Origin of the sequence: Pseudonocardia sp. (genome assembly GCF_050250275.1) — a bacterium.
Lineage (GTDB): Bacteria > Actinomycetota > Actinomycetes > Mycobacteriales > Pseudonocardiaceae > Pseudonocardia.
On the sequence record NZ_JBFWOY010000031.1, the window covers coordinates 1 to 20,285 of the forward strand.

Annotated in this window: 16 protein-coding genes; 12 read left to right on the forward strand and 4 right to left on the reverse strand. The window is 75.9% G+C overall.

Translation table 11 applies throughout. From position 1 onward, the window contains the following. On the forward strand, nt 1–707 hold a 707-nt coding region (locus AB7F12_RS24280; RefSeq protein ID WP_428518003.1), incomplete at its 5' end, for an SAV_6107 family HEPN domain-containing protein. Between the two features lie 35 nt (nt 708–742). Here AB7F12_RS24280 and AB7F12_RS24285 read toward each other — a convergent pair. Then, a complete protein-coding gene (locus tag AB7F12_RS24285) occupies nt 743–1,624 on the reverse strand; it encodes a ParA family protein (protein WP_428502806.1) in 882 nt (293 codons plus the stop codon). 43 nt (nt 1,625–1,667) lie between these two features. Here AB7F12_RS24285 and AB7F12_RS24290 point away from each other — a divergent pair, with 43 nt between their 5' ends. Then, nucleotides 1,668–2,417, forward strand: coding sequence for a class I SAM-dependent methyltransferase (locus tag AB7F12_RS24290; RefSeq protein WP_428502807.1), 750 nt, complete (start codon nt 1,668–1,670; stop codon nt 2,415–2,417). Between the two features lie 258 nt (nt 2,418–2,675). Beyond that, nucleotides 2,676–3,074, forward strand: a complete 399-nt coding sequence (locus tag AB7F12_RS24295; protein ID WP_428502808.1) for a DUF3040 domain-containing protein — start codon at nt 2,676–2,678, stop codon at nt 3,072–3,074. Between the two features lie 364 nt (nt 3,075–3,438). On the opposite strand, the gene AB7F12_RS24300 is transcribed toward AB7F12_RS24295, so the two are convergent. Genes AB7F12_RS24300 through AB7F12_RS24310 form a run of 3 tightly spaced genes read right to left on the reverse strand, consistent with a single transcriptional unit; the run spans nt 3,439 to nt 7,911 of the window. After that, nucleotides 3,439–5,691: a transglutaminaseTgpA domain-containing protein gene (locus tag AB7F12_RS24300; protein ID WP_428516379.1), complete on the reverse strand. Its 2,253-nt coding sequence runs from the start codon at nt 5,689–5,691 to the stop codon at nt 3,439–3,441. After that, nucleotides 5,688–6,959 (reverse strand): DUF58 domain-containing protein, encoded by a 1,272-nt coding sequence (locus AB7F12_RS24305; protein ID WP_428500699.1) that lies wholly within the window; start codon nt 6,957–6,959, stop codon nt 5,688–5,690. The genes AB7F12_RS24300 and AB7F12_RS24305 overlap by 4 nt, the downstream gene beginning before the upstream one ends. A gap of 4 nt (nt 6,960–6,963) precedes the next feature. Next, nucleotides 6,964–7,911, reverse strand: coding sequence for an AAA family ATPase (locus tag AB7F12_RS24310; RefSeq protein WP_428500702.1), 948 nt, complete (start codon nt 7,909–7,911; stop codon nt 6,964–6,966). Nucleotides 7,912–8,483: 572 nt separating this feature from the next. Between AB7F12_RS24310 and mraZ the strand changes: the two genes are divergently transcribed. The 9 genes from mraZ to ftsW all read left to right on the forward strand — a co-directional run bounded on the left by mraZ (nt 8,484) and on the right by ftsW (nt 20,236). Beyond that, the gene (mraZ, locus tag AB7F12_RS24315; protein ID WP_428500698.1) at nt 8,484–8,912 is read left to right on the forward strand and encodes a division/cell wall cluster transcriptional repressor MraZ; all 429 of its coding nucleotides are present in this window, start codon (nt 8,484–8,486) and stop codon (nt 8,910–8,912) included. Between the two features lie 257 nt (nt 8,913–9,169). Continuing rightward, a complete protein-coding gene (gene rsmH / locus AB7F12_RS24320; RefSeq protein ID WP_428500697.1) occupies nt 9,170–10,150 on the forward strand; it encodes a 16S rRNA (cytosine(1402)-N(4))-methyltransferase RsmH in 981 nt (326 codons plus the stop codon). Between the two features lie 181 nt (nt 10,151–10,331). After that, the gene (locus tag AB7F12_RS24325) at nt 10,332–11,189 is read left to right on the forward strand and encodes a hypothetical protein (protein WP_428500696.1); all 858 of its coding nucleotides are present in this window, start codon (nt 10,332–10,334) and stop codon (nt 11,187–11,189) included. A 113-nt stretch (nt 11,190–11,302) separates the two neighbouring features. After that, the gene (locus AB7F12_RS24330; RefSeq protein WP_428500695.1) at nt 11,303–13,039 is read left to right on the forward strand and encodes a peptidoglycan D,D-transpeptidase FtsI family protein; all 1,737 of its coding nucleotides are present in this window, start codon (nt 11,303–11,305) and stop codon (nt 13,037–13,039) included. 307 nt (nt 13,040–13,346) lie between these two features. Further along, nucleotides 13,347–14,906 carry a UDP-N-acetylmuramoyl-L-alanyl-D-glutamate--2,6-diaminopimelate ligase gene (locus AB7F12_RS24335; RefSeq protein WP_428500694.1) on the forward strand — a complete coding sequence of 520 codons (1,560 nt, stop codon included), beginning with the start codon at nt 13,347–13,349 and terminating at the stop codon, nt 14,904–14,906. Next, on the forward strand, nt 14,903–16,351 hold the full coding sequence (locus tag AB7F12_RS24340) for a UDP-N-acetylmuramoyl-tripeptide--D-alanyl-D-alanine ligase (protein ID WP_428500693.1): 1,449 nt from the start codon (nt 14,903–14,905) through the stop codon (nt 16,349–16,351). Before AB7F12_RS24335 ends, AB7F12_RS24340 begins: the two co-directional genes overlap by 4 nt. Next, a complete protein-coding gene (gene mraY / locus AB7F12_RS24345; protein WP_428500692.1) occupies nt 16,348–17,418 on the forward strand; it encodes a phospho-N-acetylmuramoyl-pentapeptide-transferase in 1,071 nt (356 codons plus the stop codon). Before AB7F12_RS24340 ends, mraY begins: the two co-directional genes overlap by 4 nt. Continuing rightward, a complete protein-coding gene (gene murD / locus AB7F12_RS24350) occupies nt 17,418–18,872 on the forward strand; it encodes a UDP-N-acetylmuramoyl-L-alanine--D-glutamate ligase (protein ID WP_428500701.1) in 1,455 nt (484 codons plus the stop codon). The genes mraY and murD overlap by 1 nt, the downstream gene beginning before the upstream one ends. Then, nucleotides 18,869–20,236, forward strand: a complete 1,368-nt coding sequence (gene ftsW / locus AB7F12_RS24355) for a putative lipid II flippase FtsW (protein ID WP_428500691.1) — start codon at nt 18,869–18,871, stop codon at nt 20,234–20,236. Before murD ends, ftsW begins: the two co-directional genes overlap by 4 nt. Nucleotides 20,237–20,285 lie beyond the last annotated feature (49 nt).

The following is a 20,285-nucleotide window of genomic DNA, read 5'->3' on the forward strand; positions in this document are numbered from 1 at the left end:
AAGTGACCTCGCGGGCGCGGGTTCGTCCGGTGCTGGTGCGGGTGGCCGGGGACGACACGGAGGACGACACGGCGGCGGAGGCGACGGTGGACCACGTACTGGAGCACGTGCGGGAGCAGGCACCCGGCCGGCCGGACGCGCCGTCACGTGACGGCGGGCCCGAGCGGCAAGGCGAGACCCCGGGGCAGACGGTGCTGCCGTTCGTGCCCGGGCCGCGGCGGCCGCGGCAGGCCGGGCGGGGCCGGGGTGGGGAAGCCCCGGCACGTCCTGCCGCCACGGGGCGCCGGGCCGGGACCGGCGGCGCGCGGACGCGGCGCGCGCCGCTGGCCGCCCCGCCGACGTCACGGCACGGGAGCGCCCTGCTGCGGCAGGCCCAGGAGGGGCTGGCCGAGGCCCGCATCCTCGACGACCCGTTGCGCCGCTACCCCGCCGCCTATCTGTCGGCGTTGCGCGCGGCCGCCGCGGTGCTGGCGGTGCGGGCGCGCCCGCAGCCGCGTCGGGGTGCCACCCGCAACGTGTGGGACCTCCTCGCCGGGGTGGCACCGGAGCTGGGGGAGTGGGCGGCGTTCTTCGCCTCCTGCTCCGCGACCCGGGCGGCGGCCGAGGCCGGGATCGCGCGGCTGGTGAGCCGGCGCGATGCCGACGACCTGCTGCGCCAGGCCGAGCAGTTCGTCGCGCTCGTCGCGGCCGACATACCGGGCCGATGAGCGTCGCCGCCGACGTGCGCGGGGGCGCTGCCGGGTCAGGAGATGGGCGGGGGCGGCGAGGCGCCCGGGCGGCCGATGCCGCGCCCGCTGCGCAGCACCCGGCCCAGCAGCGACGTGAACACCGCCGAGACCTCCCGCGCCCCCGGGGTGTCCCACGCCTGGATGGGCAGGCACGCACCCTGGGCCTGCTGCACGGCCGACCGGTCGGGCAGCACACCGCTGAACACCAGGGGCCCGAAGATCTCGCGCAGCTCGGAGATGCGGTAGTCGTGTTCGGCGTTGCGGGGGCGGACCCGGTTGATCAGCACGCCCAGCGGCTGGAGCTCGGGGTTGCCCCGGTGGCGTTCGGTGTGGACGGCGTCGAACGCCCGCTGCACGCCGGCCACCGCGAACATCGTCGGGTCGGTCACGAGGATCGCCCGCTGCGCGGCCGTCAACGCGCTGCGGGTGAGCTGCCCCAACGACGGCGGGCAGTCGATGACCACCAGCCGGTAGGCGTCGGGCTCGTCGGCGTCGTACCCGGCGGCGTGACCGATCGGGTCGTCGTCGTCGGGGTCGGTGTCGGGCAGCTCGTGCAGCCGCGAGAGCGCCCGGGCCAGCCGGTTGAGCTGCTTCGGCCCCGGATCGGGATGGTTGTGCCGCTCGGTCTGCTCCGCACCGACGACGACGTCGAGCCCCTCGCCCCACCCGCTGGGCGCGATGGCGCGGCGCAGCACCGATCGTCGCGGGTCGTCGAGCACGTCGGCGATCGTCGCCGTCGTGGGCTCGACGTCGAGGGCGATGGTGGCGTTGGCCTGAGGGTCGAGGTCGACCAGCAGCGTCCGGATGCCGTGATGCAGGGCGGCACCCGCGAGACCGAGGGCGACAGTGGTCTTCCCGACACCGCCCTTGAGGCTCAACGTGGCGACGACGTGCACGCGATCAACTTACTCCGTCGTGGGCACCACTACGCTGCGGTCCGTGACTGCGGCGGCGGGAGATCTGCTCGGTGCGTCCGGCGGCAGCCGGGTGGGCCGAGTTCTCGAGGCGGAGCTGGATCGAGTCCGGGCGGCGCACCCCGCCCGCCGACCACTGGTGGTCGACGTGGGCGGCGGAAGCGGCGCGTGGGCGGTGCCGCTCGCGGCCGCGGGTTGCACGGTGACGGTCGTCGACAGCAGCCCCAACGCGCTCGCCGCCCTGCAGCGCCGGGCCCGTGAGGCGGGCGTCGGCGAACACGTGAGCGCGGTGCAGGGCGACGTCGACGCCCTCACCGAGTGCATCGAGCCCGGCAGCGCCGACCTGGTGCTGGGTCACGGGCTGCTCGAGGTCGTCGACGACGCCCACGGTGCCGTCGCCGCCCTCACCGCGGCCGCCGCCCCCGGCGCCGCGGTGTCGGTGCTGGTGGCGGGACGTACCGCCGCGGTGCTCACCCGCGTGCTCGCGGGCCGGCTCGTCGAGGCGCGTGCGGTCCTCACCGACTCCGACGGGCGCTCCGGCCCGGACGACAAGCTCCGCCGCCGCCTCGACGGCCCCGGCCTGCGCGCGTTGCTCGACGGCGCGGGTCTCGTGGTCGAGGCCCTCCAGGGCGACGGGGTACTCGACGGGTGGCTGCCCGGCTCCGTCCGCGACGGTGGCGCCGCGGAGGTCGCCGAGCTCGAGTTGCTCGCGGCCGGGGTGCCGGCGCTGCGTGAGGTCGCCGCGCGGCTGCACGCCCTCGCCCGCCGGCCCTGATCGTCGCGGCGCACCACGCCGCCGGGATCGCGCCCCGCAACCCCGGCCCGGTGCCGCCGCGGGACGGCCACGGGGCCGTCCGGAGGGCGAATCGCCCGAGCCGTTCGAAGATCGGACAGTCGTGTTGGATACTCCGGCTAGTGGACCAGGCGTCGGACTCGTATCCTCTGCACTAGACGTCCACCCCGGGCGCTCGTCGTGTCGTTCCGGCACCATGGAAGATGACCCGACCGAACATCGTGTGCCGGAGGCGAAGACATGCCCCTCTCCGAGCACGAGCAGCGACTGCTCGACCAGATCGAGCGTGCTCTCTACGCCGAAGATCCCAAGTTCGCATCGTCCGTACGCGGCGGCCGGATGCGCAAACCCACCCGCCGCAGGCGCCTGCAAGGCGTCCTGGTGTTCCTCCTCGGCCTCGTTCTGCTCGTGGTCGGGGTGGCGGTACGCGCGTTGTGGCTGGCCAGCAGCTTCCCCGTCCTGAGCGTGGTGGGGTTCCTGCTGATGCTCGGCGGTGCGGTCCTGGCCGTCACCTCGGTGGGCGCCGGCAGCGCCACCGCGGCGCAGGGTGGCAAGAGCGCCCCGCAGCAGGCCCAGGAACGTGGCGGGATCACCGGCAAGATGGAGGAGCGCTTCCGCCGGCGCTTCGACCAGGAATGACCTGACGCTTCGCGCAGGAACCACCTGACGCTTCGGGACCACGGTCCCACCACGACGGCGGCCCTTCGGGGCCGCCGTCGTCGTCTGTGCAGCGTGATCGGCCGAGGGCGCCGGGGGACGGTGTTGCGCCCCGGACCGCACCGCCGTGCGCGGCCCGGCCACCTTCGGCCCGGGCCGCCGCCGGAACCCGAGGCACGGCCGCCACTCCCGACCCGCGGCGCCGACCCCGCGGCGCCCGCCGACGGGGCGCCGGCCGAACGGGGCGCCGGCCGAACGGGGCGCCGGCCGAACGGGGCGCCGGCCGGACGCGGCGCCGACCAACGCGGCGTCGCGCCGATCCGCACGGCGGGACCCGGTCACGGGCTCAGGCGGGGGTGGCGTCCTTCGCGGGGGCGGCGGTGCGGCGGGAGGTCACCGAGCGGGGAAAGAGCCTGCGAGCCGGACCGACGGGGGTGCCCTCGGCCATCGCCTCCCGGACGGTTCCGACGGCCGCGGTGAGGGCGGCGCCGTCGGTCTGCGACGGGGCCCCGGCGTAGCGCGCGGCCTCGACCTCGGTGACCAGCGCGCGCAGGGCGTCGCGGGCGGGGTCGCCGAGGCTGTGGGCGCTGACGAGCCGTCGGGCGGCGCCGCGGACCGTGTCGGTGTCGGGGATCGTGAGGCCGCGGTCGGTGGACTCGGCCACGATCTCGGCCCAGGCCTGTTCGGCGGCGTCGGGCCCGCCCGCCCCGGCGGCGGCGAGGCGACGGCGGCGCTGCCCGCGCCGCAGCAGCGAGGGCAGGACGAGCGCGGTGATGACCAGCAGCCCGGCGAGGGCGAGCAGCGGGACGGTCCAGGAGGTCGACCCCTGCGCGGCGGGTGCCGGCTGGTCGGGGCTGGGGGCCTGGTCCTGCGGGGTGCCGGGGTCCGGGCCGTTGTCGGGGGTCGGGTCGGCGTCCCGGGGGGTGGCGGGTTCGGGGTCGGCGCCGCCCTGGTCGCGGGCCTGCTGCACGTAGGCGGGGACGATGGTGCGGCCGTCGGCGAGCGGGGTGGGGTCGAACGCGGTCCAGCCGTAGCCGGCGAAGTAGACCTCGACCCAGGCGTGGGCGTCGGAGCTGGTGATCAGCCGGCGGTCGCCGTCGACGGCGCCGCCGGTGAATCCGACGGCGACGCGGGAGGGGACGCCGACGGTGCGCAGCATGACGGCCATCGCGGTCGCGAACTGTTCGCAGTAGCCGGTGCGGCCCTGGGTGAGGAAGTCGACGAGGGCGTCGTCACCGGTGCCGGGGGCGGTCTGCAGGCTGTAGCGGAACTGCGTGGACGGGCCGGTGAAGAAGTCGGTGACGGCCATGGCCTTGTCGAAGGCGTTGACCCGTCCGCGGGTGACCTCGGCGGTCAGGGCCCCGACGCGGGGGTCGACGCCGGCGACGTTGAGGTAGCCGATGTCGACGGCGCCGGGTGCGGCGGTGGCGGCTCGCAGTTCCTCGGCACTGGGGGTGCTGAGCACGGCGGACTGGGTCCAGCCGCTCTCCTCGCGCTGGCGGGTGCTGTAGGCGATGCCGGAGACGGGGTCGAACGACCATTCGTCGGAGAGGCCGTCGATGCGTTGCGGGGTGCCGTAGAGGGGGAGCCAGTAGTCGCGGAAGCCGACGTTCTCGACGCCGACGGTGGCGCGTTCGGCGTTGCCGGTGGGCAGGCCGGGCAGGTCGGCGTCGTCGACGGGGACGCCCGGTGCGGGGGCGGTGGCGACGAATCCGCGGTCGGCGGCGAAGTCGCGCAGGGTCAGGGCGCGCATGTACTGGGCCTTGGGCAGGCCGGAGATCTCGAACAGGTCGGTGGGGGTACCGCGGGTGAGCTGGCCGCGCAGGGCGGTGAAGGGGTTGAGCCCGATCGCGCCGGTGGCTCCGGCGTTGCCGCTGGAGAAGCGGCCGGTGGTGCCGACGGCGGTGAACAGCGACCCGGCGAGCAGGGCGACGACGACGGCGGCGGCGGTCATGACGGCGCCCGCGGGCAGCTGGCGCCGGGCGCCGCGGCGGGTGAGCAGCAGCAGCGCGAACCCGGCGGCCGGTCCGGCGACGGCCCACCACGGCAGCAGCTGCCCGGTGAGTGCGGTGGGGACGGCGTAGACGGCGAGCAGCGGGACGCCGGCGGCGGCGGGTGCCTGGCCGACGACGGCGATGAGCTGGACGACGACGGCGACGACACCGAGGGCGCCGGTCGTCAGCAGCAGGATCTCGGGGGTGCCCGCGATGGGCGGGACGCCGACGCCGATCTGGTCGCCCGCTCCGGCGACGAGGCGGCCGAGCTCGGCGAACGCGGCGGGGCCCGGCCACCACTCGGGGGTGAAGGCGACGACCAGGTACTCGAGAACGGCGACGAGGCAGGCGACGGCGCCGATGACGGCGTGGGCGCGGCGCAGCGCCACCCCGACGAGCACGGTGAGGGCGACGATCCCGGCGGCGTGCCCGAGCCAGCCGAGGCCGGAGACGACGGCGGCGATGGGTGCGGCGGCGAGCAGGACGGCGATGCCGGCGGCGACGGCGACGAGCGCTCCGGCGCGGCGGGGCCGGGGCGCCGGGCGCCGGGCGGGGGGCGCGGTGGGGGAGGGGGTTGTGGGCCGGGGCGGCGCGGGTGCGCTCACGACAGGCTCCCGGCGACGACGCGGCGTCCGGAGGCGAGCTCGGCCCAGCAGGCCCGGGGGTCGGTGTCGGCGCGGGCGACGGCGACGTGCCAGCCGGCGACGCGCAGGGCGGCCGCGGCGGCGTCGGCGCCGGGGGCGCGGGCGGCGCCGGTGCTGTCCCAGCCGGCGACGTCGAGCAGGATCGCGTGGCCGCCGTGGGGGCGGCGTTCGAGGAGGGCGCCGACGTCGTCGACGGTGGTGGCGCCGAGGATGGCGACGACGTCGCCGGTGGGGGCGATGGGCGGGCCGCCGAGCCCGGTGCGGGCGGAGACGCGCAGCGTGGCCAGCGCGTCGAGGATGCGGTCGGCCCCGGGCGAGGGCGCGCCGCCGACGGTTCCGCCGACGCGGTCGCCGAGGGCGGTGCCGTCCTCGGTGACGACGGTGACGGGTTCGCCGTTGCGGATCATGTGCAGGCTGATGCTCGCGGCGAGCGAGACCGTGTACTCCAGGCTGGAGGTCGGGCCGTCGCCGCGGTGGGCGCCGTCGCGCCGGTCGAGCAGCACGGTGATCTCGCCGCGCCAGGGTCGTTCCTCGAGGCGGACCATGAGGTCGTCGTGGCGGGCGGTGGCCCGCCAGTGGACGCGGCGCAGCTCGTCGCCCGCACGGTAGGGGCGCACCATGACGTCGGGTTCGCCGACGCCCTGGTGGGCGACGACCGCGCCGGGGGTGCCCTCGCCACCCCCGAGCGCGGACGGCAGGCCGTGCAGGTCGACGGTGGCGGGCAGGACGAGGAGCCGGTCGGCCTCGCCGTAGCGGCGGGGGAACTCGGCGAGCCCGAGCGGGTCGGTGATGCGGGCGACGAGGGGCCCGACGCGGTGTTCGCCGCGCAGGACGGGTCGCAGCGGGTAGCGCAGGGTGACCCCGGAGCGGGCGGGCAGCCGGTGGACGGTGAACCGCGGCGGTGCCGTCGGCTGGGGACCGGCGGCGTCGGGCACGCTGTCGGCGACGCGCAGGGCCCCGACGAGGGGTCCGCCGGTGAGGCGGACGTCGACGGCGCAGTCGGTGCCGACGGGGACGCGGGCGGGATCGACGGTGCGGTGGGCGCGGACGGCGCGCCGGGTCAGCGCCGCGATGGCCAGTGACAGCAGCGGCAGCGCGACGACGAACAGGGCGAGTCGCAGCAGGTCGCGTTCGTCGAGGACGACGGCGCTGACGGCCGTGGCGATGCCGCCTGCGAGCAGGCAGCGGCCGCGCACGGTCAGCCCGGAGGACCACCGCGGTGACGCCACCGGGTCAGGCTCCCGAGCGCGCGGCCGGGACGGGGACGGGCAGCCCGCCGACGAGGGCGCGGACGATGTCGCCCGCCGACCGGCGCGCGGCCTGGGCCTCGGGGGTGAGTACGAGCCGGTGGGCGAGCACGGGGACGGCGACGGCCTGCACGTCGTCGGGGACGACGTAGTGGCGGCCGGCGAGCGCGGCCTGGGCGCGGGCGGCGCGGACGAGGTGCAGGGTGGCCCGGGGGGAGGCGCCGAGGCGCAGGTCGGGCAGCGTGCGGGTGGCGGTGACGATGTCGACGCAGTACTGGCGCACCTCGGGCGCGATGTGCAGGTGCTTGACGGCGTCGACGATGTCGCGGACGGTGCGGGCGTCGGTGACGGGGCGCAGCGTCTCGAGCGGGTCGGACGCGGCGTGCTCGTCGACCATCGCGAGCTCGGCGGCGGGGTCGGGGTAGCCGATGGAGACGCGGGCGGTGAACCGGTCGCGCTGGGCCTCGGGCAGCGGGAAGGTGCCGTCCATCTCGACGGGGTTCTGGGTGGCGACGACCATGAACGGTGCGGCGAGCTGGTAGGTGGCGCCGTCGACGGTGACCTGGTCCTCGGCCATGCATTCGAGCAGTGCCGACTGTGTCTTGGGGGAGGCGCGGTTGATCTCGTCGGCGATGACGATGTTGGCGAAGACGGGGCCGGGCCGGAACTCGAACTCGCTGGAGTGCCGGTTGTAGATGGACATGCCCGTGATGTCGCCGGGCAGGAGGTCCGGGGTGAACTGGACGCGGCTGACCGAGCAGTCGATGGACCGGGCGAGTGCCTTGGCCAGCGACGTCTTGCCGACGCCGGGGACGTCCTCGACGAGGAGGTGACCTTCGGCGAGCAGCGTCACGAGGGCGACGCGGACGACCTCGGGCTTGCCGACGAGGACCCGTCCGATGCTCGCGGCGATGCGCGCCGTGACATCGGCGATCGCCCCGACGGCGGGGAGGTCGGTGTCGGTGTCGGTGGCCGCGCGGGACCGTCCGGGCCGGCTGCTCGTCGTGGTCACCGTCGTCCTCTCGGTCGTGCTCTCGGTCGTGGTGTCGGGTGGTGCGGGGGAGTACGGCACCCCATACGCGGCGGGATCCGCGGGAGGCGTCACCACAGTCTGTCAAACGACGCGCCGGGACTTCGCTCGGACGAGTGTCATCACGATTGCGTCTCGCCGATCGGTGCCCGTCGCGCGGCGGCCGGTCGGGCCTGTCGCCCGCTCCCCCCACCGTGCCCCACCGGGGTGCGGTGGCGGACCCCCGCGTCCCCCACGACTCCCCACCAGAGGGCTCCGACACCCGTTCGGAGGCACGTCGGGGCGCTGAACAGGTGGTCCGCGGTGGGGTGGGGCGAGCGTGGCCCCCGTCGCGCCCCCACTCGTCCCCACTGTCGCTGAGCTGCGGATATCCGCCGATCGTGGTGCGGGTGGGACGCGTTTCGGGTTGACGGTGGAGTGAAGTGGGGTAGTGTGGGGCCTGTTGGAGCAACCGGGACCTCGGGAGAGGCGGGCCGATGTTCCTCGGCACGTTCACCCCCAAGCTCGACGACAAGGGGCGGCTCACGCTGCCCGCGAAGTTCCGCGACGAACTCCGAGGTGGCCTGATGATCACGAAAGGGCAGGACCACTGCCTCTACGTGTTCACCCGCGAGGCGTTCGGCGAGCTGGCGGCGAAGATCGCGTCGGCACCGTTGACCAACGAGTCGGCCCGGGCGTTCCAGCGCAACCTGTTCTCCGGGACCGACGAGCAGAACCCCGACGGCCAGGGCCGGATCGCGATCAACCCGGACCTGCGTCGGTACGCCGGTCTCACCAAGGACTGCGTGGTGATCGGCGCGTTCACGCGCGCCGAGATCTGGGACGCGCAGGCCTGGGCGGAGTACCAGCAGCGACACGAGGACGAGTACGCGAAGGCGCAGGAGGAGGTCCTTCCCGGATTCTGACCTCCAGGCGATGCCCCCTCCCGGGGGCCGTGGCCGCCCGTCGCGACGGACAGCCCTGACGCACCTTCCCCGGCGCCAGGTCCGTCCCCGCGAGTGGCACCCGGCACCCGGGAGGAGGCATCGCCCGGCGACCGGCCCGGCTGGGGAGTGCGGGCCGCACACGGCGGCGATCGGGGGCTCGTGCGCCCTACCGTCGGCATACGCGGAGCACGACAGCAAGGACCGTGGTGGCGGCGACGGGCAAGGCGAGGTGAACGGTGGGGCAGCACCCTGAGGGAGACGGGCCGGCTGGGGCCAGGCACGTCCCCGTACTGCTGCCCCGTGTTCTCGAGCTGCTCGAACCCGCGCTCGCCGGACGTCCGGCGGTCGTGGTGGACGCCACGCTGGGGCTGGGCGGCCACTCCGCGGCGTTGCTCGCCGCACATCCGCAGTTGACGCTCGTCGGTCTCGACCGCGACCCGCAGGCTCTCGAGCTCGCGGGCCGCCGTCTCGTGGCCTACGCCGGCCGGACCCACCTCGTCCACGCCGTGTACGACCGCATCGGCGACGTCCTCGCGGAGCTGGGGCTGGGCGGGGCCGACGGTGTGCTGTTCGACCTGGGGGTGTCCTCCCTCCAGCTCGACGCCGACGAGCGGGGCTTCTCCTATTCCCGTGACGCCGACCTCGACATGCGGATGGACCCCACCACGGGCCCGACCGCGGCCGACGTCGTCAACACCTACCCCGTGCCGGAGCTCGCGCGGATCCTGCGCGAGTACGGGGAGGAGCGCTTCGCGGGCCGGATCGCCGCGGCGATCGGCCGGACGCGCGACCACCGGCCGTTCACCCGCAGCACCGAGCTCGTGGAGCTGCTCTACGCCACGGTGCCCGCAGCGTCGCGGCGCACCGGTGGTCATCCCGCCAAGCGCACGTTCCAGGCGCTGCGCATCGAGGTCAACGGCGAGCTCGACGCGCTGCGGGCCGCCGTGCCCGCGGCGCTCGACTCCTTGACCGTCGGTGGGCGGGTCGTCGTGCTGTCCTACCACTCGCTCGAGGACCGGCTGGTCAAGCGCGAGCTCGCGGCCCGTTCGGTGTCGACGTCCCCGCAGGACCTGCCCGTCGAGCTCCCGGGCCACGGCCCGGAGCTGCGGCTGCTGGTCCGGGGGTCGCAGCCCGCGTCCGAGGACGAGATCGCGGACAACCCGCGGGCCGCCTCGGTGCGCCTGCGTGCCGCCGAGCGGATCCGGGAGGCGGCATGACCGCCCGGCCGACCGTCACGGCGCCCGGTCCGCGCCACCACTCCGCCGCCGCCCGCGCGGCCGGCGGGGTGGCCACCGCAAGCAGCGTCATCCGCGTGACCGGGGGGTCGTCGTGAGTGCACCTGTCACTGAACGTCAACACGTCGCGGCACCGTCGCGGTCGCGGCGGGCCAGGGCGGCGGTGCCGGCCCCGCGGTCGGCGCGCGTCGTCGAGGTCCCGGCGCAGCGGACACGATCGGGCTCGACCCGGGGTACGGCGAGGACGACGGCCACCCGAACCACGACGAAGGCCGCGAGCCCGCGGACCGCGGCCCAGCGTGCCTACGCCCGCCGTGACGACCGGTTGCGCCGCATCGTGGGTGGCCGGGTCCACAAGCAGGGGGCACCCGCCGGGCGCGCCCAGTTCGTGCTGCTCGTGATGGTGCTGCTGGCCGTCGGCCTGGTGGCGACGCTGTGGCTGTCGACCGCGGCCGCCGCCGACTCCTACCGGCTGCAGGACGCCCGGACCGCGACCCGTGACCTCACCGAGCAGAGCGAGCTGCTGCGCAAGCAGGTCGCGGCGCTCGACGCCTCGCCCGCGCTGGCGCGGCGTGCCTCCGATCTGGGCATGGTGCCGTCGCAGAACCCGGCCCGGCTCGTCGTCGGGGCCGACGGGGCGGTCACGCTGGTCGGTGAGCCGTCGGCCGCGCAGGCCCCGCCGCCGCCCCCGGCCCCGCCCGCCGACCCCGGCGCCCAGGCGCAGACCCCGCCGCCCGCGGACGCCGGCGCGCCGGACCCGGGTGCGGCCGGTGCCGCGGCTGCGGGAACCGGGACGCCGCCGCCCGCCGCCGCCGAGACGCCGGGTGCCCAGACGCCGGGTGCGCAGACGCCGGGTGCCCAGACGCCGGGTGCCCAGACGCCGGGTGCGCAGACGCCGGGTGCGCAGGCCCCCGGCGCCCAGGCCCAGACACCGGCCGAACCGCCGGCAGGCACGAACGCGGCGACCGAGGACGCCCAGTCCCAGGCCGACGCGGGAACCCCGACGGGTGGAGCGGGCTGATGCCCGTCGCGCCGCCCCGGTCCCGGTCCACCGGGCCCGCCCGGACGGCGCCACCGCGTCGCCCGGTCCCGCCGCGGCCGGCGCCCGCCCGCGCGGGTGACCCGTCGCGCCGGATGCGGATCGGCACCCTCGTCCTGGTCGCGCTGCTGGCGCTGTCGCTGATCAAGCTCATCAGCGTGCAGACGTTCCAGTCGGCCTCGCTCACGGCGTCGTCGGAGAAGCAGCGCACCACGCGGCTGGCGCTGCCCGCCGAACGCGGCTCGATCCTCGACCGCAACGGCACCCCGCTGGCGTTCAGCACCGAGGCGAGCGCGCTCGTCACCAACCCGCGGCTGATCACCTCGCAGAAGGGGGCGCAGGCCGCGGCGTACAAGCAGCAGATGGCCACGGCCGTCGCCGCGCGCACCGGCGGCGACCCGAACGCGCTGCTCGCGCTGCTCAACAGCGACAGGGGCTACGTCGTCCTGGCGTCGCTGGCCGACCCGGGAGCGGCGCGGGAGCTGCGCGCGGCGTTCCCGGAGATCGCCGAGGAGAAGCGCGAGTCGCGTCAGTACCCGGGCGGGAGCCTGGCGGCCAACGTGGTCGGCGCGGCGTCGTGGAACAGCGGCGACAAGAAGCTCACCGGTCTGGTGGGGCTGGAGAGCTCGCAGGACGCGCTGCTGGCCGGTACCGACGGCTACGAGGTCGTCGACACCGCCGAGGGCAGCTCCGCGATCATCCCGGGCAGCACCCGCGCCCAGCAGGACGCGGTGCCCGGCTCGGACATCCAGCTCACGATCGACTCCGACATCCAGTACACGATCCAGCGCCAGCTGCAGGACTACGTCGCGAAGACGAACGCGAAGGGCGGCTCGGCCGTCGTCCTCGACGCGAAGACGGGTGAGGTGCTGGCCCTGGCCAACGGCACCACGTTCGACCCGTCGAACCTGGCGGGGGCCAGCTCGGCGTCGATGGGCAACGCGGCGGTGACGTCGCCGTTCGAGCCGGGGTCGGTCAACAAGATCGTGACGATGTCGGCCGCGCTGGAGTACGGGCTGGCCAAGCCCGACGACGTGCTCGACGTGCCGGGCAGCATCAAGGTCGCCGACCGCACGGTCAACGACGCGTGGAAGCACGGGCTCGACCACTACACCCTGACCGGTGTGCTGGCGAAGTCGTCGAACGTCGGCACGATCATGACGGCGCAGAAGGTCGGCGAGGACCGGTTCGCGGACATGCTCGCGAAGTTCGGGCTGGGCCAGAAGACCGGCATCGGGCTGCCGGGGGAGAGCGCCGGGCGGGTGCCACCGCGCGACACCTGGTCGGGGTCGACGTTCGGCAACCTGCCCATCGGCCAGGGCCTGTCGATGACGGTGCTCCAGATGGCCGGGATGTACCAGGCGGTGGCCAACGACGGCGTGCGCATCCCGCCGCGGATCGTGGCGTCGACGGTCGGCCCGGGCGGGGTACGCACCCTGCCGCCGCCGCCGGAGCCGGTCCGGGTGATCTCCCCGCAGACGGCGCAGACGTTGCGCGGCATGCTCGTCGCGGTCACGCAGGACGCCAGGGGCGCCCAGCGCGGCACCGGCGCGGCGGCGGGCGTCGAGGGCTACCAGGTCGCCGGCAAGACGGGCACGGCCCAGCAGGTCGACCCGTCGTGCGGCTGCTACGCCCGCTCGACGTACTGGATCACCTTCGCCGGGATGCTGCCCGCGCAGGACCCGCGGTTCGTCATCGGGATCATGCTCGACGCGCCCGCGGGTGGGGCGTCGGCGGCGCCGCTGTTCCACGACATGGCGAGCTTCATCGCGGCGCGCGGGCAGATCCCGGTCGGCCCGCCCGCCCCGTTCCAGACGCTCGTCGCGCCCTGACCGGCGCGGCGCGGCGGCCTGCCCGACGGCGCGGCCCGGGCGCGACGACGGGTCGCGCGGGTGCGCCCGCCGGTCCGGTCCGTCCCGGGGCCGGCCGGGTCCGACGCGTGCCCGCCGACCAGGAACGACGCATCGACCATCGGTCGGCTTCCGGCGGCGACCGGTGTGCGCGACCGTGACGGCGACGTGGGGGTCGCGGCCACCGGTGTGCCCGCCGCGGCAGGTGGTGCGCCCGGCACAGCGGCCGGGTCACGACGGCACCGGTGCCCGTCGGGTGTGTCCGGGGACGCCGGTAGCCTCACGCCCCGTGCCGTCCGCAAGCTCCCCCGTGACCGCCGCGCCCCCGCGGCCGGACCACGTGCGGCCGGTCGAGGTCGCGGTCCTGGCCGCGGCCGCCGATGCCGAGCTGCGCCACCCGGCCTCCGCCGTGCGCCCCGTGACGGGTGCGACCCTGCGCGCCGCCGACGTGCGGCGCGGCGACCTGTTCGCCGCGTTGCCCGGTGCGCGCGTGCACGGCGCCGACTACGCCGCCGACGCCATCGCCGCCGGGGCCGCCGCCGTGCTCACCGACCTGGCCGGTGCCGTGCGGTCCGCGCTCGTCGCGGACGACGTGCCGGTGCTCGTGCACCCCCACCCGCGCCGCGTCCTGGGCGACCTCGCGGCCCGCGTCTACGGCGACCCGACCGCGGCGCTCGACGTCATCGGGGTCACGGGCACGAGCGGCAAGACGACCGTCGGGCACCTCCTGGAGGCCGGGCTGGCCGCGGCCGGGCGGGCCACGGGGCTGCTGGGCACCGTCGCCACCCGGATTCGCGGCGCCGAGGCGCCGAGCGCGTTCACCACGCCCGAGTCCCCCGACCTGCAGGCCCTGTTCGCGGTGATGGCCGAGCGCGGGGTCACCGACGTCGCGATGGAGGTGTCGAGCCACGCGCTCGCCCTCGACCGCGTCGCCGGCACGCGGTTCTCGGTGGCCGCGTTCACCAACCTGTCGCAGGACCATCTCGACTTCCACCGCGACATGGACGACTACTTCGAGGCGAAGGCGATGCTGTTCGACCCGGCGCGCCCGGGCGCGGCGCGCCACCGCGTCGTGTGCGTCGACGACGAGTGGGGCCGCCGGCTCGCCGCCCGCACCCCGGAGCCGGTCACGGTGAGCGCGACGGGCCCGGCCGACTGGTGCGTCGCCGGCGCAGTCCGCAGCGACGCCGACGGCACGCAGCACTTCGCGGCCGGCACCCCCCGTGGCCCGGTCGAGGTGACGCTGCGGCTGCCCGGCGCCTACAACGTCGCGAACGCGCTGGTCGCGCTCGCCTGCCTCGACGCCGCCGGGGTCCCCGCGGCCGTGGCCGCCGCCCGGTTCGCGGAGCTGGCCGTCCCGGGCCGGATGCAGCGCGTCGACGCCGGGCAGGACTTCCTCGTCGTCGTCGACTACGCGCACAAGCCCGCTGCCGTCGGCGCGCTGCTCGACGCGCTGCGCGCCCAGGTCGAGGGCCGCGTCCTCACGGTGCTGGGCTGCGGCGGGGACCGCGACCGCGGCAAGCGCCCCCTCATGGGTGCGATCGCCGCGGCCGGGTCCGACGTCCTCGTCGTCACCGACGACAACCCGCGCACCGAGGACCCCGCCGAGATCCGGCGCCAGATGCGCGCCGGCGCCGAGGGCGAACCGCGGCGCGGGGAGATCCTCGAGATCGGCGACCGGCGCGCCGCCATCGCGGCCGCCGTCGCCTCGGCCCGCGCGGGTGACGTGGTCGTCGTCGCGGGTAAGGGACACGAGAAGGGCCAGGAGATCGACGGCGTGAAGCACCCGTTCGACGACGTCGACGAGGTCCGGGCGGCGCTGCTCGCGGCGGGTGGGACGCGCGGATGATCGGCATGACACTGGCCGACGTCGCGGCCGTCACCGGCGGGCGGCTGCACCGTGCCACCGGCGAGGAGCGGGTCGCGTCGGTCGAGTTCGACTCCCGTGAGGCCGCACCCGGCGTGCTGTTCCTGGCGCTGCCCGGTGAGCACGTCGACGGGCACTCCTTCGCCGCGGCCGCGGTCGCGGCGGGCGCGGCCGGCGTGCTCGCGGCCCGTGAGGTCGACGCCCCGTCGGTCGTCGTCCCGCCCGCGACGGGCGCAGCGGGCACCTACCTCGCCGAACACGACCCCGGCGGCGCGGGCGCCGCGGTCCTCGCCGCGCTGGCGAGGCTGGCGCGCCACAGCGTGGACTCCCTGCCGGGGCTCGCCGTCGTCGGCGTCACGGGCAGCTCGGGCAAGACGTCCACCAAGGACCTGCTGGCCGCCGTCCTGGCGCCGCTGGGCCCCACGGTCGCGCCGCCCGGGTCGTTCAACAACGAGCTCGGCCACCCGTGGACGGCGCTGCGCGCCGACGCCGGCACGCGCCACCTCGTCCTGGAGCTGTCGGCCCGCGGGCCGGGCCACGTCGCCGCGCTCTGCCGGGTGGCGCCGCCGCGGATCGGGGTGGTGCTCAACGTCGGCCGCGCCCACCTCGGCGAGTTCGGCTCGCCGGAGGCCATCGCGCAGGCCAAGGGCGAGCTGGTCGAGGCGCTCCCGGCCGACGGGGTGGCCGTCCTCAACGCCGACGACGCGGCCGTCGCCGCCATGGCCTCGCGCACCGCCGCCCGGGTCGTCCCGGTCGGCCTGGGTGCCGGCGCGCTGGTCCGGGCCGTCGACGTCACCTCCGACGCGGGCCGCGCCCGGTTCCGGCTCGTCACGCCCGCGGGGGAGGCCGACGTCGCGCTGCGGCTGGTCGGGGCCCACCACGTCGGCAACGCGCTGTCCGCCGCCGCGGTCGCCGTCGAGCTGGGGGCCACACCCGCCGGGGTCGCGGAGTCACTGTCGGCGGCCGCCCCGGCGTCGCGCTGGCGGATGGAGGTCGCCGACCGCGCCGACGGCGTCACCGTCGTCAACGACGCCTACAACGCCAACCCCGAGTCGATGCGCGCCGCGCTCGTCGCCCTCGCCGACATGGGCCGCGACCGGCGCACCTGGGCCGTCCTGGGCCGCATGGCCGAGCTCGGCGACACCGCGGCCGCCGCGCACGCGGAGGTCGCGGCTGCCGCCGCCGAGCTCGGCGTGGGCGCCCTCGTCGCCGTCGGCGAGCCCGGCTACGGTTCCACCGCCCGCCACGTCACCGACCCCGCCGCGGCGCTCGCGCTGCTGCGCGCGGAGGTCACCCCCGGCGACGTGGTGCTGGTCAAGGCCTCCCGCGCGGTCGGGCTCGACCGCGTCGCCGCCGCGTTGCTGGCCGACGGGGCCGGCCCCGAACCCCGTGACGATCGACAGGAGAACGAGCTGGTGTCCCGGTGAGGAGTGTCTTCGTCGCCGCCGGCATCGCACTCGCGGTGTCCATCCTGCTGACCCCGTACCTGATCAAGTTCTTCTCGCGTCAGGGGTTCGGCCAGGAGATCCGGGCCGACGGGCCCGCCAGCCACAAGAGCAAGCGCGGCACCCCCACGATGGGCGGCGTCGCGATCCTGCTGGCGCTGTGGATCGGCTACCTGGGCGCGCACCTGCTCTCCGGCGAGCCGATGACCGCGTCGGCGCTGCTGGTCCTGATGCTCACGACGGCACTGGGTCTCGTCGGGTTCCTCGACGACTTCATCAAGATCCGCCGCCACCGCAACCTGGGCCTGAACAAGACGTCCAAGCTGGTCGGGCAGCTGATCACGGCGGTCGTGTTCGCGATCCTGGCGCTGAAGTTCGCCAACGCCCGCAACCTCACCCCGGCGTCGGACCAGCTGTCGTTCGTCCGCGAGATCGCCGTGCTGAGCTTCGGCTCCATCGGCTTCGTGATCTTCTGCTACCTGGTCGTGTCGGCCTGGTCGAACGCGGTCAACCTGACCGACGGCCTCGACGGCCTCGCCGCCGGCACGTCGGCGATGGTGCTGGGGACGTACACGATCATCGGCTTCTGGCAGTTCCGCAACAGCTGCGCGGTCACCGCCGCGGCCGGCTGCTACGAGGTCCGCGACCCCCTCGACGTCGCGGTCGTCGCCGCCGCCGCGATGGGCGCCTGCATCGGCTTCCTGTGGTGGAACGCCGCACCCGCCCGGATCTTCATGGGCGACACCGGCTCCCTCGCCCTCGGCGGCCTGATCGCCGGGCTGTCGATCGTCACCCGCACCGAGCTGCTGCTCATCGTCATCGGCGGCGTGTTCGTCGTGGAGATCCTGTCGGTGGCCCTGCAGATCGTCGTGTTCCGCACGACGCGACGAAGACTGTTCCGGATGGCCCCGTTCCATCACCACTTCGAGCTGGCCGGCTGGGCGGAGACGACCGTCATCATCCGGTTCTGGCTGCTCGCCGCCATGTGCGCGGCGCTGGGCCTCGGGCTGTTCTACAGCGAGTGGCTGACGGCCTCGGCAGGCGTCTAGTGGCGCCCACGGTCGGCACGGCACCCGCGGAGGACCCCGTCCGCGGGCGGCGGGTCGTCGTCGCCGGTGCCGGTGTCTCCGGGCTCGCGGCCGCCGAGGTGCTCGTCGCGCACGGCGCCGACGTCGTGGTCACCGACGACGTCCCCGCCCGCCTCGCCGACCTGCCCGCCGGTGCGCGTGCGGACACGGGGCTGCCCGAGGGCACCGAGCTCGTCGTGTCGAGCCCAGGGCTGCGCCCCGACCACCCCCTGGTCGACGCGGCCGCCGCCCGCGGCATCGAGCTGATCGGCGAACCCGAACTGGCGTGGCGGATCGGCGCGGCGTCGGCGTCGCCGCCGAGCTGGCTCGTCGTCACCGGCACCAACGGCAAGACCACCACCACCGGCATGCTGGCCGCGATCCTCGCCGCCGCCGGCCACGACGCGGCGGCCTGCGGCAACATCGGCCTGCCCGTGGTCAGCGCGGTCGCGGCCGGGCACCGTGTCCTGGCGGTGGAGCTGTCGAGCTTCCAGCTGTACCGGTCGCCGTCGGTACGCCCCGACGCCGGTGTCGTCCTCAACGTCGCCGAGGACCACCTCGACTGGCACGGCGGCATGCACGCCTACGCGGCGGCGAAGGCGCGCGCGCTCACCGGCCGGGTCGCCGTCGGCTGCGTCGACGACGTCTGGGCCGCGACCCTGCTCGCCGCGTCGCCCGCGGCGCTGCGGGTCGCGGTGACCCTCGGCGTGCCCGGGCCCGGCGAGCTCGGGATCGTCGACGGCACGCTGGTCGACCGGGCCTTCGGCGCACCGGGGGAGACGGTCGGGCTCGTCGCCGCCGACATCGTCAGCCCGGGCGGCGCGCCCGGATTGACCGACGCCCTCGCCGCCGCGGCGCTCGCCCGCGCGCACGGGGTCACCGCGGAGGCCGTCGCCGCCGGTCTCGGCGGGTTCGCCCCGGGCCCGCACCGCTCCGCGACCGTCGCCACGGTCGGTGGGGTCACGTTCGTCGACGACTCGAAGGCCACCAACCCGCACGCCGCCGACGCCTCTCTCGCCGCCCAGCAGGACCGCCGGGTCGTGTGGGTGGCGGGCGGTCTGTTCAAGGGCGCGTCGGTCGAGGAGCTCGTCGCGCGCCGCGCCCAGGGACTGCGCGCGGCCGTGATCATCGGCACCGACCGGGCCGACATCGTCGCCGCCCTTGCGCGACACGCCCCCGACCTCCCGGTGGTCGAGGTCGAGTCGGGTGACGATGAGCCCATGACGACCGCAGTGCGCCGTGCCGCCGACCTCGCGCGCCCGGGCGACGTCGTCCTCCTCGCCCCGGCCGCGGCGTCGATGGACCAGTTCCGCGACTACACCCACCGGGGACGGGCGTTCGCCGAGGCCGTCGCCGCCCTGCCCGACACGCCGCGCCCGCAGCCGGGCACCCCCGGACCCCCGGGCCGGGAGACCGCGGCGGAGGCGTCGCGATGAGCCCCGCCGAGCGGGGCATCCGCACCGGTGCCGCGACCGGGAAGGTGTCGCTGCGCAAGGGGCCCGCGCGCCGGCCGGCCGCCGGGGGGCCCACCCTCGCCGGCGCCCGGGCCTCGATCGGGCGGGCCGGGACCGCGCTCGCCCAGTGGCTGCGCCGCCCCCTCACCTCCCTGCACCTCGTCCTGGGCGTCTTCGGGCTGCTCACGACGTTCGGGCTCGTCATGGTGCTGTCGGCGTCGTCGGTCGAGTCACTCACCTCCGGCGGGTCGTCGTACTCGGTGTTCACCCGGCAGGTCATGTTCTGCGCCGTCGGCCTCGTCGTGTTCTACGTGGGCCTGCGGATCCGGCCGACCACGCTGCGCGCCCTGTCGCCGGTGCTGCTGCTCGTGTGCGCGATCCTGCTGGCCCTGGTGCTGATCCCGGGTCTCGGCTCGGTCCGCGGCGGCTCGCGGGCCTGGTTCACCCTGGGCCCCTTCGCGTTCCAGCCCGGCGAGCCCGCCAAGGTGGCGCTCGCCCTGTGGGGCGCGCACGTGCTCGCCACCCGGCGCAAGGTCATGCACCGCTGGAAGCACGCGCTGTCACCGGTCGTGCCGGTCGCGCTCGTGCTCGCGACGCTGCTGGTCCTCGAACCGGACCTCGGCATGACCGTGTCGCTGGGCATCGTGCTCATCGCGCTGCTGTTCTTCGCGGGCGCGCGCGGCCGGCTGCTGCTCGCCCTCGCCGGCGGTGGTCTCGCCGGCGCGCTGATCCTCGGTCTCACGGCCGGCTACCGGCAGAGCCGCATCACGGCCTTCCTGTCTGCCGGCACCGACCCGCTCGGCCCCGGCTACCAGGCCACCCAGGCGCTGTACTCGCTCGCCGACGGCGGCCTGTTCGGCGTCGGGCTCGGCCAGGGCCGCGCCAAGTGGAGCTACCTGCCCAACGCGCACAACGACTTCATCTTCGCGATCATCGGCGAGGAGCTCGGCTTCATCGGGGCCTTCGCCGTCCTCGCCCTCTTCGCGACGCTCGCCTACACGGGCCTGCGCATCGCCACCCGCAGCGCCGACCCGTGGCTGCGGATCGTCTGCTCCACCCTCACCGCGTGGCTGGTCGTCCAGGCCGCCATCAACATCGGCTACGTCGTGGGCCTGCTGCCGGTCACCGGGCTGCAGCTGCCCCTCATCTCGTCCGGAGGCACGTCCCTGGTGGTCACCATGTTCGCGTTCGGCGTCCTCGCCAACGCCGCCCGGCACGAGCCGGAGGCGGTCGCGGTGCTGCGCAACGGGGGCCAGGGCCGCATCGCGCGGCTGCTGCGCCTGCCCGCGCCCGAGCCCTACCGCGCCCCGGCCGCGCGGCCGCCCGCCCAGCGGGTCCGACGATGAGCGACCGGCAGCGGGCGGGACGGGGTCACCGCGCCGGCGCGCGGCGCCG